Consider the following 17,729-nt stretch of genomic DNA (forward strand, 5'->3'; position numbering starts at 1 on the left):
CGTCATTGGGCGCCGCCGACGTATCTGGCATGTGTCGCTACCCGAGCTCGTGCGCAATGTTTTGTGTCAGCACTGCCGCCCGATACGCTGAGATACAAAGTCACGCCCGCCCCGCGAGGCCCAACGACTTTTGTGTCGCACTGTATCCAGGCAGCCGCCGATACATGAGCTTGCACTTCGCCGCGTGCGCCGACACAAGCCCGATACGTGCCGGTAGTTCAATGCATGTAAGCGTTCCGCCCTGGTCTGCTGACCTGGCCGACGAACTCATTGAACGAAAGGACATCGTTATGCTGCTCATACTTCTCGCCTTTGCCGGCGGCATGCTCACCATTCTCAGTCCGTGCATTCTCCCGGTCGTGCCCCTCGTGTTTGCGCGCGTCGATCAGTCATTCGTCCGGCACGGGTTGCCGCTGCTGGCCGGCATGGCGCTGACGTTCGCGGCCGTCGCGAGTCTCGCCGTGGCCGGCGGCACCTGGGTCGCACACGTCAACGAATACGGCCGGTGGATCGCGCTCGCTTTCTTTGGCGTATTCGGCGCTGCGCTGCTGTTTCCGTCGCTGGCCGAGCGACTCACGCATCCGCTCGTCAGTGCCGGCAATCGTCTCGACGGCGCGCTGCGCCGCGACGGCGGCGAACCGCGCGTGGTGTCGTCGGTGCTGCTTGGCGTCGCAACCGGGCTGCTGTGGGCTCCGTGCGCGGGCCCGATTCTCGGTCTCGTGATGACCGGCGTGATCCTGCATCGGCCAGGCGGTGCGAGTATCTTGCCGTTGCTCGCGTTCGCAGCGGGCGCGGCGACTTCGCTTGCCATCGTCCTCGCCATCGGCGGGCGGCTGCTCACCACGCTCAAGCGCTCGTACGGAGTGAGCGAGCGCGTGCGCCAGGTGCTCGGCGTGGCGGTGCTCGTTTCCGCTGGGGCAATTGCGCTCGGCGTGGATACGCGTGCGTTGGCCTATGTGCCTTCGCTGAATACCACCGGCATCGAAGGAAAACTGGTTCAGCGCTGGTCGCCTCGGGCGAGTGCGCAGCGCCCGGACCACGGCGCGTTGCTGAAGGTCAGCGCGAGCGCCGAGGGCAGCGAAGTATCTAATCCGATGCGCGTTTCCGCGCCGCTTGCGCTGCCCGTGGAAGGCGCAATGCCGTCGCTGTCGGGCGCGGTCGACTGGCTGAATTCGCCACCGCTGAAGACGGCCGATCTGCGTGGCAAAGTGGTGATCGTCAATTTCTGGACGTATTCGTGCATCAACTGTCTGCGTACGTTGCCGTATCTGAAGACGTGGTCGAGCCGTTATCGCGATCAGGGGCTCGTGGTCATCGGTGTGCACGCACCGGAATTCGCGTTCGAACACAACATTGCGAACGTGAAGCGAGCCGCGGCGGATCTGGGTGTCGATTATCCGATCGCGATCGATAACAAGCTCGCCGTGTGGCAGGCGTTCGACAATCAATATTGGCCGGCCTTTTATATCGTCGATGCGCACGGCGACATCCGCTATCACCATTTCGGAGAGGGCGGGTACGAGCAATCGGAAGAAGTCATCCGTCAATTGCTGGCGGACGCGGGCCATACGAAGCTGCCGGCGCCGGCGGGTGCGGCGAAGGCGACGGGAATCGAAGCTGCCGCCGACCCGCGGGATTTGCGCTCGGGCGAGACTTACGTCGGTTATCGGCAGGCGGAAGGTTTTGCGTCGCCGGAAACGCTCGCGCCGGACGTGCTTCGCACTTACACGTCGCCCGCACGACTGCCTTCCGGAAGCTGGAGCCTCGACGGAGAGTGGAATGTCGGCGGCGAGCGCGCGCAATTGGCCAAAAGCGGTGGAAAGATCGCCTACCGCTTCCACGCGCGCGACCTGCATCTTGTGCTGGGGCCGATGGCGGACGGTAAACCGGTGAGGTTCAAAGTCACGATCGACGGCAAACCGCCGGGCGCTTCGCATGGCGCGGACACGGACGCGAACGGCGTCGGCGTTGTCAATGAAGACCGGCTTTATCAGCTCGTGCGGCAAAGCGGGCCGGTTCAGGACCGAACGTTCGAGATCCAGTTTCTCGATTCTGGGGTGAGCGCATACGCATTTACATTCGGCTAGCACAACCGGAGTTCGCTTGCGGAGCCGGCCGGGACAGGCAAGTGCGGCACGCTGTCCCTGCCTGCGCGGCGCGGCGCACGAGAGCGACGCGACGACCTTCCTGCAAGCCCGCCGTGGAATGCGACTTGCTGCGCTGCGATAGTTTTTTATTGCAAATCGTGACACATGTCCCAGACAACGAGTAGCTGCCAGAGATGGAGCGCCCGCCAGGTGCGGGTATTGCACGAGGTGCCGCGCGTCCTCGTGGTCGACGACAACGCGGGCGCTGCGGAAGCGCTTGCTACCTATCTTTCGTACGAGGGTGTGGAAGCGCGTGCGGCAATTGGTTGTAACGAGGCGCTGCGCTGCGTGAAAGATTGGGTGCCCGACGTGGTGGTGCTCGACATCATGATGCCGGAGCGCGACGGCTATGAAACGGCCAGCGCGCTGCGCACCTATCTGCCCACACCGAGTCTTGGCATTGTCGCGTTTACCTCGCTCGACGAAGACCATGTGCGGGAGACCGGGCGTGGCCGTCACAATTTCGACGGCTACTGCCGGAAGGGCACCGCGCCGACCGCTTTGCTTGCGCTGATGCGAATTCTCTGGCGAGAGACAAATTAATTGTCTTTGGTGAAGGCGGCCGCGGCGGTTTCTGAGGACGCGCGACCGATAAAGATGAGAGCGCTGCCCATGCAGTTCATGCGGCCCGGTTGATGCGCGAGCCGCACTGCCTTCGTCAGCCTTTGACGTGGCTGCTCGAGAGCCAGCCGCCGCTCACGCCGATCTGCGCGATCTGCTTCGCCACCGCATCGGCCAGCCGCGTTGCGTCGGCGGACACGCCAGCGCGCTTCGTTTCGGAGACCGCGTGCAAACCGCCGCCCACGGCCGCCGACGTCACGATACCTCCCGCCGCCGCGCCCACGCCGGCCGTCTCGGCCATGCCCGGCGTCTTGCCGCTGTCCGCGCTTGCGTCGAAGGTTTGCACGAGCCGCGGCGCGCCGCCTGCGGGCTTATAGAAGATCTGCACCGAACTGCTCACCTCGCTCTTGCCGGCCCCGAGACCGATCAGTGTCCGACGGCGGCGGTTTCCCGCGTCGATCTTATCGAAGCTGCCTTGCACCATCAGCACATTCTGATCGGCGGGTGCGGGTATGTCGGAGCGGATCGCGCGCAGGCCCATCGACTGCAACTGGTGCACGATTTCGTTCGCGACCTGCTCGCGGACTTCGGTTGCGTCGTTGGATTGCTCTTGCGCCGCAGATGAACCGCCAATATGCGTCTTTAATTTCTGCAGCATGCCGCCGTCGAGCTTCACCTGGTCGGCTTGCGTATCGAACGTGTAGACGTAGATGTTGTCCGGATGCACGGTCGGCTGTACGGTCGCTGCGCTCGTATTGGTGACGCTGCCGCCCGCGCAGCCCGTCAGCAACGCGCTGACGCTGACAAGTGCGATGCAGGCAACACGGGCAGTGTTCTTCTTGATGAGCTTGATTGAATTGAGCATGGTTGTCTCGTTGTCGGCACGCGGTGCCGTAGTGTTCGAACCTGTCTTCCGATGACCGGCAACCGGGGGATCGTGATCATCGGCGACAGGTATCGCACGTAAAGCACTCTTGATCGCTTGCGTTCTGTTTCGTACGCACCGGCAGCGAAACGAAGTATGGGGGAGGCGCTTGCCCAACTCCATCGAACAATTATTTCGCGCAATGTCACGCGCCAGGCGGGCGTTTTTGCGTGGGAGCAATGCGCCGCGGACAGCTGAGAAGCGTCGCGCGGACATGGTCGGCGCAACGTGCAGAAGGGTTCAGTTCAACGCAAGCGTCACGATGCAGCAGAGCACGAACACAAGCAAAGCGGCGGCAACGGCCACATCGACTGGATAACGCATGCTTCACTCGCACGGGCGTTTAGACAGCCTTTATCGTAATCACCTGACGGAAGACGAAAAAGCGGCCAGTGAGCGGCAATGTGCGAGAACTAACGCTGCGCGACGAACGTCGGCGAGGGCCTGTTCGCGGCAGCGCTTCCAGTGGGAATCACGTTGCTGCGAGTGTTACTGCGGCTTCGTCTGCGGCGCGTTTTCGAATGGCATGCGCGGCGGCTTGCTGGCCGCGGCGAGGTCTTCCGACAGGCTCGTGCGCAACGTGGCGATCGCCTGGTCGGGATTGGCGGGCTTCAACTGTTCGCGGGCGAGCGAGTCGTACACGTAGTGCCGCAGCATCGGGTCCTGCGTCCTGTTGAGCACGTCGTGATACACGGCGACGATGTCGCCCGGGCGTCCGCTCAGCGCGTACAGTCGGCGCAACTGTTCGAGGTCGTTGATCACGGCGAAACCGGGGCCGATGGGAGGCATCGGACCCATAGCGTCATGCGGTTCTCGCGCGCCCTCAGTATGTGGCGTTCCGCCATGATGAAAGGTAGGCGGCGCCGGCAGGCTGTCTTCCGCATAGGCGGCCATTGCGGCCACGGTCAGCACGGCGGCCACCGCCGCGCCAAAAATCTGTTTTTTCATGAGGTCGCTCCTATCGACAGAGCGCCGGCGCGACAGTGCGCCGACTCATCCTAACGATAGACGAGACGCCGTTGTGCCGGGTTACACACTGGCTTCTCCACGCTTACGAAGTCTTGCGCCCATGCCTTTCGCCAGGCGAGCGATTCGCGTCGCGCGGCGTGCGGGAATGGCGCATGCGCTGGCGCAATAGCGTGGGATGGCGCATGATTGACGCAATGTGCCGTCCGACCCCACAACCGCGCAACGCTGTGGCGGGGCGCGGCGCACCGGATACCGCGGGCGCCTGCATCGCGTGAGTCTTGCGGCGAGGCGCCGGTGGCGATTGTTCAACCGTAAAGGAGGATTTCGCATGGACCGACCTGATACCGCCAATCCGTTTGGCGATTTCACCAAAATGCTGGAGCAGTTCAAGCTGCCCGGTTTCGACGTGCCCGCCATCATGGAAGCACGGCGCAAGGACGTCGAAGCACTGGTTCAGGCGAATCAGACAGCGTTCCAGGGCATGCAGTCGCTCGCGCAGAAACAGGCCGAGATGTTGCGCACGACGCTCACCGAGTTGCAGTCGTTAACGGGGCAGTTGGCGGCGAGCGGTTCAACACCTTCGGCGAAGACAGCCGAGCTGATCCAGCAAAGCTTGCACAAGTCGCTCGCGGATATGCAGCAGCTCGCACAGGCGGCGTATCAGACGCAAGCCGAGTCGTATGCGGTGATCGCCAAGCGCGTGGAAGAAAACGTGCAGGAATTGCGCTCGCTTCTGCAACAGCAACAGCAACAGCAACAGCCGAAGAAGTAACGCGCACGAGTGCTGAATCGCTTCTCTGCGGCAGGTGTTGCAGAGCGCCAATGCCGCGAATGGCCGTCGGATTCCGTCGAGCCGTTCGCGGCTTTTTCTTGTATTGAGACCGCCCCGAATGCGGCGCAATGTGCGTCAGCGCACGCTTCTACGTTGCCTGCTTCGACGCCGCTTCCTTCGCCGGACTTTTCGAGCTTTGCGAAGTCGACGATTTATTGCCCGCGTCCGCAATCACGCGATGCACGAAGCGCAGTTTGTCCACTACGGGCACGGCCAAAGTGAACGGATAACCGTCCGGCATGCCGAGGCTGCGGTTCAGGCTGTTCAATGCATAGGTGAGCGGATACCAGCGCTTCATCAGATTATCGAAGCTTGCGTCTTCAACCGGCGTGCGGTCGGTCAGCGTCGGTTCGCTGGGATCGTCAGGTAGCAGCGCGACGCCGTACGAGGTCGATGTGTCCAGCACGTCGACGATCAACATGTAGTGCGCCCACGTTTCCGCCCAGTCTTCCCACGGATGCATCGTCGCATACGCGCTGATGTACGACGCCTGCCAGTCGGCCGGCGCGCCGTCGCGATAGTATGCGTCGAGTGCTTCGCCGTAATCGGCGCGCTCGTCGCCAAAAAGCTTGCGGAACGGTTCGAGCCAACGCGGGTTGTTCTCCACCAGCTGACTGAAGTAGTAGTGGCCGATTTCGTGGCGGAAGTGGCCGAGCAGCGTGCGGTACGGCTCGCCCATTGCGGTGCGCACTTTTTCGCGGTGGGCGTCGTCGGCCTCGGCGATATTCAGCGTGATGAGTCCGTTGTCATGCCCGGTCATCACACGTGAACCGTCGCCGCCGTCCTCCAGAAATTCGAACGCGAGACCGTGCTCGGGATCTTCCTGGCGCGATTCGATATCGAGGCCAAATTCGGCCAGCGTGTACAGCAGCCTGCGTTTCGCCACTTCCAGCCGATACCAGTAAAGCCGGTTATCGGGCTCGCCGAGATTGGGAATGGTGTGTGTCAGCTGGCATGACTGGCATAACGTGTCCTCCGAATCGGCGGGGATCATCCAGTTACAGACGTTTTCAACGGAGTAGTTATGGCATTGCCGGTAAAGCGCGCCGTCCGCTTCCGGGTGCAGGCTGCGCCAGCGCCCTTCGCCCGCGTCTTCGAAAGCGCTGATCTCACGCAGTTCCGGCACATAGCCGAGTAGCGCCTCGCAGCGCTCGCACAGGACGTTCTCGAAGAACACGAGGTGCGAGCAGCGATTGCAGTGGAACGTTTTCATGGACGAAGCCTGAGCGGTGAGTGACGGTAAGGAGCGTGGACGTCGCGCAATGTTCATGCCGCATTTGCCAGACGTCACCGCTTTAACGCACAGTATGGGCATGATCGTGCATCGGCGCCGCCTCTATTTGGTGCACGGCGCTGCCAACAGCAGTACCGTGGCCGCATGCGGCTTTCAGACGAACGGCATAAAGCTTGCTTTTGGCGGGCTGCCAACCACAGACCAGGAGTCCGGTGTGTCCATACGCGTCGCGTTGAACCACGTCACACATTACCGTTACGACAGGCTGGTTGCGCTGTCGCCCCAGGTCGTGCGTCTGAAGCCCGCGCCGCATTGCCGGACTCCGATCCTTTCTTATTCGATGCGGGTCGAGCCGGCTCAGCACTTCATCAACTGGCAACAGGACGCGTTCGCCAACTATCAGGCGCGGCTCGTTTTCCCGGAAAAGACGCGTGAGTTCAAGGTGACTGTCGATCTGGTCGCCGAGATGGCCGTCTACAATCCGTTCGATTTCTTTCTCGAGCCGTCGGCCGAAAAATTTCCGTTCGACTATTCGCCTGACCTCGCTCTCGAACTCGCGCCGTATCGCGTGAAGCGCCCCATGACACCGCGCTTCGCTGAGTTCGTCGAAAGTATCGACCGCGCGCCGACCGCGACCGCGGACTTCCTGGTCGCGTTGAATCAGCGGCTGCAACGCGAAATCCGCTACCTGATCCGGATGGAGCCCGGCGTCCAGACGCCCGAGGAAACGCTCGTGAGCGCCGCCGGATCGTGCCGCGATTCGGGCTGGCTGCTAGTCGAGACGTTGCGCCAGTTGGGCCTTGCGGCGCGCTTCGTGTCGGGCTATCTGCTGCAGCTTGCGCCCGATATCAAATCGATCGACGGCCCGAGCGGCACTGAAGTCGACTTCACCGACCTGCACGCATGGTGCGAGGTCTATCTGCCAGGCGCCGGCTGGATCGGGCTCGACCCGACTTCGGGTCTGCTTGCGGGCGAAGGCCACATTCCGGTCGCCTGCACACCGGAACCCGGCAGCGCCGCGCCGATTTCGGGCGCGGTGGACGAATCCGAGGTCGAGTTCAGCCACACCATGTCGATCAGCCGCGTGCTCGAAACGCCGCGCGTGACAAAGCCCTATAGCGACGAAGTCTGGAGCGACGTCCTCGCCATGGGCGCGCACGTCGACCGTCGACTCGTGGACATGGACGTGCGCCTCACGATGGGCGGCGAGCCGACGTTCGTGTCGGTGCGCGACCGCGACGCCGCCGAATGGAACACGGATGCGCTCGGCCCGACCAAACGCGGCTACGCCGTCGCGTTGATGGACAAGCTGCGCTCACGCTACGGCGCGAACGGCTTCCTGCATATCGGCCAGGGCAAGTGGTATCCGGGCGAGCAGTTGCCGCGCTGGGCCATGTCGTTGTACTGGCGTGCCGACGGCGAGCCGTGCTGGCAGAACCCCGAGCTGTTCGCCGACGAACGCGAGCCCGGCACCTACACGGCCGCCGACGCGCAGCGCTTTCTCACGCACCTCGCCACGAAGCTGTCGCTGGACGAAGACTGCATCCTGCCCGGCTTCGAAGATGTCTGGTACTACCTGTGGCGCGAGCGGCGTCTGCCCGTCAATGTCGATCCACTCGATGCGCGACTCGACGACGAACTCGAGCGCGTGCGTTTGCGCCGCGTGTTCGACGCGGGTCTCGGCGGCGCGACCGGCTATGTGCTGCCGCTTGCGCGCGAGCGCGATGTGCCGCACGAGGCGCCGAAGTGGGTCAGCGGCCGCTGGTTCTTTCGCGACGAACGCATGTATCTGATTCCGGGCGATTCGCCGATGGGTTATCGCCTGCCGCTCGATTCGCTGCCGTGGGTGTCGAAGACCGACTATCCGTATCAGCACGCACACGATCCGTTCGCGCCGCCGGTGCCGTTGCGTTCGGCCGCGCAGTTGCGCATGCAGTACGACGGCGAGCGGCACGAAATGACGGGTGCTGACGCGCGGCGCGCTGCGGCGTTGTCGTCGTCGGCCGGCGATCTGTTGAGCGGCATGCCCGGCAGTGCCGTCCTCGCGTATGCGCCTCAGCGTGGCGATACCGGCGTGTCTGTTGCGCCCGCGCGCGGCGAGTCGTCGAAGGAAACGCTTCGCACTGCGATTTGCGTCGAGGCGCGCGATCCGAAGCGCGCGGCCGGTCCCAAAGCGGAAGCCGCTGGGCTCGGCAGCGGCCGCTCGCTCCTGCACGTGTTCATGCCGCCGCTCACCGAACTGGACGACTATCTCGATCTGCTGGCCGCCGTCGAAGCGACGGCTTCCGAATTGCGCATGCAGGTCGTGCTCGAAGGCTATCCGCCGCCGCGCGATGCTCGCCTGAAGATGTTGCAGGTCACGCCCGACCCCGGCGTGATCGAGGTGAACATTCATCCGGCAGCGGACTGGGATCAACTGGTCGATCACACCGAGTATCTTTATCAGTCGGCGGCGCAGAGCTATCTGAGCAGCGAGAAGTTCATGACCGACGGGCGCCACACCGGCACCGGCGGCGGCAATCACCTCGTGCTCGGCGGCGCGACGCCCGCCGACAGTCCGTTCCTGCGGCGTCCTGATCTGCTCGCGAGTCTGATCGCGTACTGGCATAACCATCCGTCGCTTTCGTACCTGTTTTCAGGGCTTTTTATTGGCCCGACGAGCCAGGCGCCGCGCATCGACGAAGCGCGCAACGATCAGGTCTATGAACTCGAAGTGGCGTTGCGCGAATTGCAGCGGCAGATCGATCTGCTCGGCGGACGCGACAGTGCGAATCTGCCCGCGTGGATGATCGACCGCTCGTTGCGCAACATTCTGATCGACGTAACGGGCAATACGCATCGCGCGGAATTTTGCATCGACAAGCTGTACTCGCCCGATGGACCCACGGGGCGCCTCGGCCTGCTCGAATTGCGCGGTTTCGAAATGCCGCCGCACGCGCGCATGAGCCTCGTGCAGCAGTTGCTGCTGCGCGCGCTCGTCGCCCGTTTCTGGCACACGCCGTACACGCAGCGGCTCACGCGCTGGGGCACGGAACTGCATGACCGGTTCCTGCTCGGCACCTTCGTGAAGATGGATTTCGACGACGTGCTGGACGAACTGAACCGCGCGGGTTTCGCGTTCGACAGCAGCTGGTTCGCACCGCACTTCGAGTTCCGCTTTCCGCTGGTCGGCGAGACCACGGTGAGCGGCGTATCGCTGACCATTCGCAATGCGCTCGAACCATGGCATGTGATGGGCGAGGAGGGCTCGCCGGGCGGCACCGTGCGTTATGTGGATTCGTCGGTGGAGCGTCTCGAGGTGCGTGCGCTGGGGCTTAACGAGAACCGCCATGTGCTGACGGTCAACGGCGTGCCCGTGCCGTTGCAGCCGACCGGCCGCGTCAGCGAATATGTGGCGGGCGTGCGGTTTCGCGCGTGGTCGCAGCCTTCGGCGTTGCATCCGACCATCGGCGTGGACGCGCCGCTCACGTTTGATCTGGTCGATACATGGAATGGCCGCTCGGTGGGCGGATGCCAGTATCATGTCGCACATCCGGGCGGGCGCAACTACGAGACGTTCCCCGTGAACGCCTACGAAGCCGAAAGCCGGCGGCGCGCACGGTTCTTCGCGTCGGGCCATACGCCGGGGCCGCTTGCAGTCGATGCGCCGCAACGCAGCCTCGAATTTCCGTTCACGCTCGATCTGCGCTACTGGTAAGACAGCTCACCTTCAATAACGACACGACCTTGGCTTTTCAATCGACTTTTCCCTTCGAAACGTCCGCGACCCGCGCGGACGCTTCGTCCCTGTTGCGGCTTTTACCCGCTCACGAGGGACACTGGGACGAGTTGCGCGACGCGTCCGGCGCGCTGCGCGCCCCGTGGCGGCAGTTCTTCGAGCGGCTCGGCGAAGACGGCATCGCGCGGCTCGAAGGTCACCGCGCTTCGGTTGCGCAGCAGATCCGCGACAACGACATCAGCTACAACGTGTACGCGGATAACGGCGAGCCGCGCGCGTGGGCGCTCGATCTGCTGCCGTTTCTGATCAGCGAAGCCGAGTGGGCGCATATCGAGCGAGGCGTCATACAGCGCGCGCATCTGCTCAATGCGATCGTCGCCGACATCTATGGGTCGCAAACCTTGCTCCAGCGCGGACAGTTGCCTCCCGCGCTGGTGTTCGGTCATCCCGGCTATCTGCGCCCCGTGAAGGGCTATGCGCCGCCTGGCGGGCAGTTCCTGCAAGTGGTCGCAGTGGACCTCGCGCGTGCGCCCAACGGCGAGTGGACGGTGATGGCGCATCGCACCGAAGCGCCCTCCGGTCTCGGCTATGCGCTGGAAAACCGGCTGATCGTTTCGGCGCTGTTTGCCGATCCGTTCCGTTCGATGCATGTAAGCCGCCTCGCGCCCACGTATTCGCAGTTGATGTCAACGCTGGTTCAGGCGGCGCAAGCGACCATGCGTCACGATTCGCCCCGCGCCGATGCTTCGCCTCATATTGCGTTGCTCACGCCGGGGCCCTTCAGCGAGACTTACTTCGAGCACGTGTTTCTCGCGCGCTACCTGGGCGTCACGCTGGTGGAAGGCAAGGACCTCACGGTGCGCGGCGACATGCTTTATCTGAAGACGCTCGCCGGTCTGGAACGCGTGCATGTCGTGCTGCGCCGTCTGGACGATGCGTTCTGCGATCCCGTGGAATTGCGGGCCGACTCGACCATCGGCGTGCCGGGCCTGCTGCAGGTCATGCGTGCCGGCAACGTGATCGTTTCGAACGTGCCGGGCTCCGGCTTTGTCGAGTCGCCCGCCTTGCACGGATTTTTGCCCGGCATAGCCGAAACGCTGTTCGACGAAGACCTCGTTTTACCGAGTGTCGCCACCTGGTGGTGCGGCGAACAGGCGGCGCGTGAGCACGCGTTCGCGCATCTCGAAGAAGCCTTCATCGTGCCCACGTGGCCGGTTGCGGCCCGCGATGCGCCGCCGGGCGTCGAGCAGGGCAGACAGCGGCTGTCGGCGTGGCGTGAGCGTATCGAGGCGACGCCCGGCAACTTTACGATCCAGCAGGCGCAGCGTCTTTCCTGCACGCCGCGTTACGAGGACGGCACGATTGGCGGGCGTCCTTCCGTGTTGCGCGCGTATGCGATCGCCGATGCAAACGGCGGCTGGCACGTCATGCCTGGCGGCTTCACACGCATGGGCGCCGAGCGGCAGGCCACGGTATCCATGCAGTACGGCGGCAGCAGCGTCGACACGTGGGTGCTGTCCAGCCAGCCCACGTCGACCTTCACGCTGCTGCCTTCGCCGATGCAGCCTGCGGACCTCGCGCGCAAGCATCGCACCGTGTCGAGCCGCGCTGCGGAGAACCTCTTCTGGGCCGGACGTTACGGTGAACGCGCGGAAAACAACGTGCGTTTGCTGCGCTTCATTCTGGGCTCGCTCGAAGGCAGCGATGCCGACACGATGCTCCCGACGCTCGTCGAACTTGCGCTGCACTGCGGACTTCTGCAGGCAGGCGACATCTCCGTGCCGCATACGCCGCAAGCATTCGAACGCGCGCTGGTCGCCAATCTGAGCGAGAGCACGGGCGCCGCGAGCATCGGCCAGAACCTGAACTGTCAGGCTCGCTCGAATGGCGAAGTGCGCGGGCGGTTGTCGAACGATCATTGGCGTATCATTCTCGCCGCGCGCAACGACTTCCGCGACGCGTTGCAGACGCTGATGCCGGCTGCCGGTATCAGCGACGCTTCTCCACCGGCAGCGCTGAACGGCCGTGCTACGAATGGCAGCAGCCGTTACGACCGCGTCACGCTGATGAACGCGCTCGAACGGCTGTCGGTGCAATTGTCGGCGATCAGCGGCGCACAGGGCGACCGTATGACACGCGACGAGGCGTGGCGGCTTTTGTTCGTCGGGCGGCATATCGAACGCGTGTCGGCCATGAGCACGTTTGTGCGCGTAGCCGCCGACAAAGGCCAACTGGCAACGCCGGCCGGTTTCGATCTGCTGCTGCAATTGTTCGACAGCACGCTCACCTACCGCTCGCTTTATCCGGGACGCTTCGAAGTGCCGGCTCTGCTCGATCTGCTTGTAATCGAGCCGACCAATCCGCGCGGAATTTATGGTGTGTACGAGCGGTTGCGCAAGAAGCTCGACGAAATCGCGGTGGCTGCGGGTAGCACGCGGCATCGTCCGTTTGCGGAATTGATGCCGCCTGCCGCGTCGTTGCCCACGCTTGCGTCGCTGTGCGAGGTTGACGGGGAAGGCGGATATTGCAGTCTGACTGCGGTATGCGATCAGATCGGCGGGTTCGTCGGCGCGGCGGCGCATGAAATCAGTGCACGCTATTTCAGCCACGCCAGCACGGTCGCTTCGCAGGTATGGTCATGAAAAACGCGCCCGTCGTGCTGTCGGTTTCGCACCGCACCACGTACCACTACTCAACCTATGTCGAGACCGCGCAGCATCTTGCGACTATCCGGCCCATTGTCTGCGCCTGGCAGCGCGTCGTGTCGCACGACGAACGCATCGAACCGCGGCCTTCGTATCTGAATAGCCGTATCGATGCGTTTGGCAACGACGTTCTCTATTTCGCGCTCGACACGCCGCATGAGCGGCTGCAACTCGTCAGCGAAACGACCGTGGCGCTCACGCCGCGCTGGGCGGATCTCGATCCTCAGGCCACACCGGCGTGGGAAGAAGTGGCCGACGCGCTCGAATTTCGCGTGGGCGGAGAGTTTCGGGCCGAGGCGGAGTTCTGTTTCGCGTCGCCCAATATCGTGCCGCGGCCGTCGCTGCGCGATTATGCGTTGCCGAGCTTTGCGCCCGGCACGCCGGTTGCCGCTGGTGCGATCGATCTGATGCACCGCATTCACGAGGACTTCGCGTACAAGCCTTCGGCGACCATGTTCGATACGCCGGCCGAGCGTGCGTTCGAATTGAAGAGCGGCGTGTGCCAGGACTTCGCGCAGGTGATGATCGGCTGCTTGCGCTCGCTTGGTTTGCCCGCGCGCTACGTGAGCGGCTATCTGCGAAATGATCCGCCAGCGGGGCAGCCGCGGCTGATCGGCGCCGATGCGTCGCATGCCTGGGTGTCGGTGCATTGTCCCGGCAGTGGCTGGATCGACCTTGACCCAACCAACGACGTGCTCGCCGATACCGACCACGTCACGCTCGCTATTGGTCGCGATTACAGCGACGTATCGTTATTGCGCGGCATGATCCTCGGTGGGGGCGCGCATCGCGTCGAAGTTGGCGTGACGGTTCTTGCGCTTTAAAACCGGCTTCTGCTGCGTAAAAGTACTTGACGAAGTGCATATGCACACCTAGACTGCGAAGCATGAACCGTCCTCTCTCCTACGACGAATGCAATTGCTTTGCGCTGCGCCAGGCGGCGCGGCACATCACGCAGCTGTACGAGCGCCATCTCAGCACGGTGGGGGTCACGGCAGCGCAATTCACCATTCTCGCGAAACTCGCGCGCACGCCGAACCTGCCGATCCTGGATCTGGCAGACGCAATGGTGATGGAGCGCACCACGCTCGTGCGCGCCATGAAACCGCTGCAACGAGACGGGCTGGTGGTTGCTGAATCGGCTGAACACGACGGCAGAACGTATCTGTTCAGCCTGACGGAGAAAGGCGAGAAGACTTTCGATCAGGCGGCTATCGCATGGCGTGCCGCGCAAAGCGAGTTCGAAGAGAAGTTCGGACGCCATCGCGCCAAGGCATTACGCGCCGAGTTGTTCACAATTACCGGCTAAGGCCGGCGCATGGCTCGCAAATAGTTGTCGTTTGCGAGTTTTTTTATATCTACATGTGTGCGTATGCACTCATTGGAGTTGGAGCGATGGAAGAGCCATTCGACGACGATTGTTTCGCGATCCGCCAGGCGGCGCGTTATGTCTCGCAGATCTACGACCGCCATCTGGCAAGCGTGGGCTTGACGATCACACAGTTCTCCTTGCTTGGCCGCCTCAAACGCACTGGCCCAATGACGATGAAGCAACTGGCTGAAGCCATGCGCATGCAGCGCACCACGCTGGTCCGCACGATCCAGCCGCTGCGCCGCAGCGGGCTGCTGTTGAGCGAGGCACACGGCCCGGACGCACGAGCGCTGTCGGTCACGCTCACACCAGAAGGTGAGACGCTGCTCGAGGCGGGGCGTAAGCACTGGCACGCCGCGCAGGCTGAATTCGAGCACAGCTTTGGCGGGCAACGTGCGCAAGCGTTGCGCGGCGAATTGTTCGCGATCACCGGCCACTTGTGAATTGAGCACAGAGCCATGACCGGCCGGTAGCAATCAACGCAATGAACGGGCGCCATCAATCGGCGCTATTTTTTCAACTTCACCAGTGCATACGCACACATATAACCATCATGTCCACTACACCTTCGACTGTTGCGCCAGCGGGCGCCGCGCAGGCCGGCAAACCGGCCAGGCGCGTTCCGTGGATGCTGCTCGCGATCATCACGGTGCTTGCCGTGCTGGCGCTCGCCGCGTCGTACTGGTTCTTCGTGGGACGCTTCGTCGAAACGACGGACGATGCCTACGTGGGCGGCGACGTCACGGTCATGGCGCCGAAGGTGAATGGCTTCGTGGCTGACGTGCTGGTGAAGGACAACCAGTTCGTGCATGCGGGGCAAGTGCTCGTGAAGCTGGACTCGCGGGACTACGACGCACGCCTCGCGCAAGCCACGGCAGAGGTCCGCAGCGCCCAGGCCGCCGTGACCGAGCTGCAGGCGAAGAAATCCTTGCAGCTTGCCACGATCGACGAACAGAAGGCGGAAGTTCGCGCCAACGGTGCAGAACTGACGCGCAGCGCAGCGGATCAGGCTCGCTATCGCGAGCTCGTGAAAGACGACGCGGTATCGAATCAGGTGGCGGAGCGTGCTAATGCGGATCTCACCAAGGCGCATGCCGCGGTGGATCGCAGCGGCGCGTCGTTGATCGCGGCGCAGCGGCAGATAGCCGTGCTCGACGCGCAGATCGGCGACGCACTGGCCCGCATTGCCACCGCGGAAGCGGCGCAGCGCGTGGCGGCGTTGAACGTCGAGTACACCACCATTCGTTCCCCGATCGACGGCTATGTGGGCAACCGCACCGCGCGCGTCGGACTGCTCGCAAACACCGGCGTTTCGCTGCTGACGGTGGTGCCCGCGAGCGGATTGTGGATCGACGCGAACTTCAAGGAAGACCAGTTGAAGAAGATGAGCGTCGGCGACACGGTCGATGTCGATCTGGATGCTTCCAGCACACGCATTCGCGGCGTGGTGGAGAGCCTCGCTCCGGCAACCGGCGCAACCTTCAGTGTGCTGCCCGCCGAGAATGCGACTGGCAACTTCACGAAGATCGTGCAGCGCGTGCCGGTGAGAGTGCGCCTGGCCGTGCCGCAGAACATGCAAGGCGTGTTGCGTCCCGGTCTCTCGGCGACGGTAAAGGTTCACCTCGACCACGTGGACCACCTCGATCACGCCGGTGCTCAGAGCGCACCGGCTCGCGGATAAACCATCATGACCGACGCTTTCGCGAATCCCGCCGACCAGCCGACGCGCACGAAGGTTTTTGCGTTCGCGCTGATGTGCCTCGGCTTTTTCATGGCGACGCTTGATATCCAGATCGTCGCGTCGTCGCTCAAGGATATCGGCGGCGGCTTGTCCGCTAGTCAGGACGAACTGTCGTGGGTGCAGACGTCGTATCTGATCGCTGAAATTCTCGTGATTCCGATGTCCGGCTGGCTTACGCGCGTGTTTTCCACGCGCTGGCTGTTCGCGTTCTCGGCACTTGGCTTCACCGTCACGAGCATGTTGTGCGGACTCGCATGGGACATCAATTCGATGATCCTGTTTCGCGGCCTGCAAGGTGCGCTCGGTGCAGCGATGATTCCGACCGTATTTACGACGGCATTCGTGTTGTTTCCGGGCAAGCAACGCCTGATCGCGTCGACCACGATCGGCGCGCTTGCGTCGCTCGCTCCGACCGTGGGGCCTGTAATCGGCGGATGGATAACGTCGCAATGGTCGTGGCATTGGCTGTTCTATTTGAACCTGGCGCCGGGTCTTGTCGTCGCGTTGACGGTGCCGAAGTACGTGCATGTCGACAAAGCCGATTTGTCGCTGTTGAAAAAAGGCGACTACCTTGGCATAGCGCTCATGTCCGGCTTTCTCGGCTGCCTCGAATATGTGCTCGAAGAAGGGCCGCGCAAGAACTGGTTCGGCGACGACGTAATCGTTCTGTGTACATGGATATCGGCTATTTGCGGATTTCTTTTCCTGGTGCATGCGTTTACCGCAAAGGAACCGATTGTCGATTTGCGTGCGTTGGCGGTTCGCAATTTCGGCATCGGCAGTTTGCTGTCGTTTATCACGGGCATTGGGATCTTCTGCACTGTTTTCCTGACGCCGGTGTTCCTGTCTCGCGTTCGCGGTTTCGACTCGCTGCAGATCGGCCTTGCGTTGTTGTCGGTAGGCTGTTTCCAGTTGCTGGCACTGGTTGCGTACTCGACGCTCGCGCGCTTTGTCGATATGCGCCTCCTGATGGTGTTTGGTCTCGTGTTGTTCGGCCTTGGTTGTTATCTGTATGTGCCGCTCACTCATGAATGGGGCTGGCAGGAGTTGCTGATTCCGCAGGCGCTGCGGGGCATCGGTCAACAGTTCTGCATTCCCCCAATCGTCACGATGGCGCTCGGCTCACTACCGCCGTCTCGACTTCGGTCCGCGAGCGGCCTCTTCAATCTGATGCGTAATCTGGGTGGCGCAATCGGCATTGCAGTGAGCAGCACGATGCTGAACGACCGGCTCAATTTGCACTACGAGCGGCTCGACGAACACTTGACGGCGGGTCGTCCGGTAGTCGAATCGATCTTGCAACAGCAAGCCGCGCATTTCGCGGCACTCGGTGGAAACGCGTTGAATGCAGCCAATGCAGGACTCGGCGCATTGCATGCGGTTCTAATGCGAGAAGCCTTGGTGCTCACTTTCTCCGACACTTTTCTCGCCGTGTCGCTGTGTTTTGTCGTGGGCTTGCTGAGCGTGTTTTTCTCGCGCCCATTCGGAAATGCCGCGCCCCCGCCCGATGCTCATTGAGGACCTG

General features: G+C 62.9%; 13 protein-coding genes. 10 read left to right on the top strand and 3 right to left on the bottom strand.

All coding sequences use genetic code 11. The features are described from left to right. Nucleotides 1–290 precede the first annotated feature (290 nt). Both SB753_RS15595 and SB753_RS15600 read left to right on the top strand, forming a co-directional pair. Nucleotides 291–2,087 (top strand): cytochrome c biogenesis protein DipZ, encoded by a 1,797-nt coding sequence (locus SB753_RS15595; RefSeq protein ID WP_410800611.1) that lies wholly within the window; start codon nucleotides 291–293, stop codon nucleotides 2,085–2,087. Between the two features lie 165 nt (nucleotides 2,088–2,252). Next, nucleotides 2,253–2,690, top strand: a complete 438-nt coding sequence (locus SB753_RS15600) for a response regulator (protein ID WP_193610990.1) — start codon at nucleotides 2,253–2,255, stop codon at nucleotides 2,688–2,690. Nucleotides 2,691–2,805: 115 nt separating this feature from the next. Here the strand turns inward: SB753_RS15600 and SB753_RS15605 are convergent, their stop codons facing one another. Then, complete coding sequence (locus SB753_RS15605; RefSeq protein WP_410800613.1) at nucleotides 2,806–3,573, bottom strand: DUF4410 domain-containing protein; 768 nt, start codon at nucleotides 3,571–3,573, stop codon at nucleotides 2,806–2,808. Nucleotides 3,574–4,122: 549 nt separating this feature from the next. Beyond that, nucleotides 4,123–4,581: a hypothetical protein gene (locus tag SB753_RS15610; RefSeq protein WP_410800615.1), complete on the bottom strand. Its 459-nt coding sequence runs from the start codon at nucleotides 4,579–4,581 to the stop codon at nucleotides 4,123–4,125. Between the two features lie 349 nt (nucleotides 4,582–4,930). Here SB753_RS15610 and SB753_RS15615 point away from each other — a divergent pair, with 349 nt between their 5' ends. Beyond that, on the top strand, nucleotides 4,931–5,374 hold the full coding sequence (locus SB753_RS15615; RefSeq protein ID WP_088175795.1) for a phasin family protein: 444 nt from the start codon (nucleotides 4,931–4,933) through the stop codon (nucleotides 5,372–5,374). Nucleotides 5,375–5,522: 148 nt separating this feature from the next. On the opposite strand, the gene SB753_RS15620 is transcribed toward SB753_RS15615, so the two are convergent. After that, the gene (locus SB753_RS15620; protein WP_088175794.1) at nucleotides 5,523–6,647 is read right to left on the bottom strand and encodes a putative zinc-binding metallopeptidase; all 1,125 of its coding nucleotides are present in this window, start codon (nucleotides 6,645–6,647) and stop codon (nucleotides 5,523–5,525) included. Nucleotides 6,648–6,882: 235 nt separating this feature from the next. On the opposite strand from SB753_RS15620, the gene SB753_RS15625 reads away from it, so the two are divergent. The 7 genes from SB753_RS15625 (at nucleotide 6,883) to SB753_RS15655 (ending at nucleotide 17,722) form a co-directional block, all read left to right on the top strand. Then, complete coding sequence (locus SB753_RS15625) at nucleotides 6,883–10,365, top strand: DUF2126 domain-containing protein (protein ID WP_410800617.1); 3,483 nt, start codon at nucleotides 6,883–6,885, stop codon at nucleotides 10,363–10,365. Nucleotides 10,366–10,394: 29 nt separating this feature from the next. Then, a complete protein-coding gene (locus SB753_RS15630) occupies nucleotides 10,395–13,028 on the top strand; it encodes a circularly permuted type 2 ATP-grasp protein (protein ID WP_204523037.1) in 2,634 nt (877 codons plus the stop codon). Further along, nucleotides 13,025–13,915, top strand: coding sequence for a transglutaminase domain-containing protein (locus SB753_RS15635; RefSeq protein WP_088175792.1), 891 nt, complete (start codon nucleotides 13,025–13,027; stop codon nucleotides 13,913–13,915). Before SB753_RS15630 ends, SB753_RS15635 begins: the two co-directional genes overlap by 4 nt. A gap of 62 nt (nucleotides 13,916–13,977) precedes the next feature. Continuing rightward, nucleotides 13,978–14,400: a MarR family winged helix-turn-helix transcriptional regulator gene (locus SB753_RS15640; protein WP_410800619.1), complete on the top strand. Its 423-nt coding sequence runs from the start codon at nucleotides 13,978–13,980 to the stop codon at nucleotides 14,398–14,400. A gap of 86 nt (nucleotides 14,401–14,486) precedes the next feature. Then, nucleotides 14,487–14,906: a MarR family winged helix-turn-helix transcriptional regulator gene (locus SB753_RS15645; RefSeq protein WP_288830887.1), complete on the top strand. Its 420-nt coding sequence runs from the start codon at nucleotides 14,487–14,489 to the stop codon at nucleotides 14,904–14,906. Nucleotides 14,907–15,016: 110 nt separating this feature from the next. Further along, nucleotides 15,017–16,144: an HlyD family secretion protein gene (locus tag SB753_RS15650; protein WP_410800621.1), complete on the top strand. Its 1,128-nt coding sequence runs from the start codon at nucleotides 15,017–15,019 to the stop codon at nucleotides 16,142–16,144. A gap of 6 nt (nucleotides 16,145–16,150) precedes the next feature. Beyond that, nucleotides 16,151–17,722 (top strand): DHA2 family efflux MFS transporter permease subunit, encoded by a 1,572-nt coding sequence (locus tag SB753_RS15655; RefSeq protein ID WP_020068135.1) that lies wholly within the window; start codon nucleotides 16,151–16,153, stop codon nucleotides 17,720–17,722. The last annotated feature ends 7 nt before the right edge of the window (nucleotides 17,723–17,729 follow it).

It is taken from the genome of Paraburkholderia sp. SIMBA_053, assembly GCF_046534895.1.
Classification (GTDB): Bacteria; Pseudomonadota; Gammaproteobacteria; order Burkholderiales; family Burkholderiaceae; genus Paraburkholderia; species Paraburkholderia caledonica.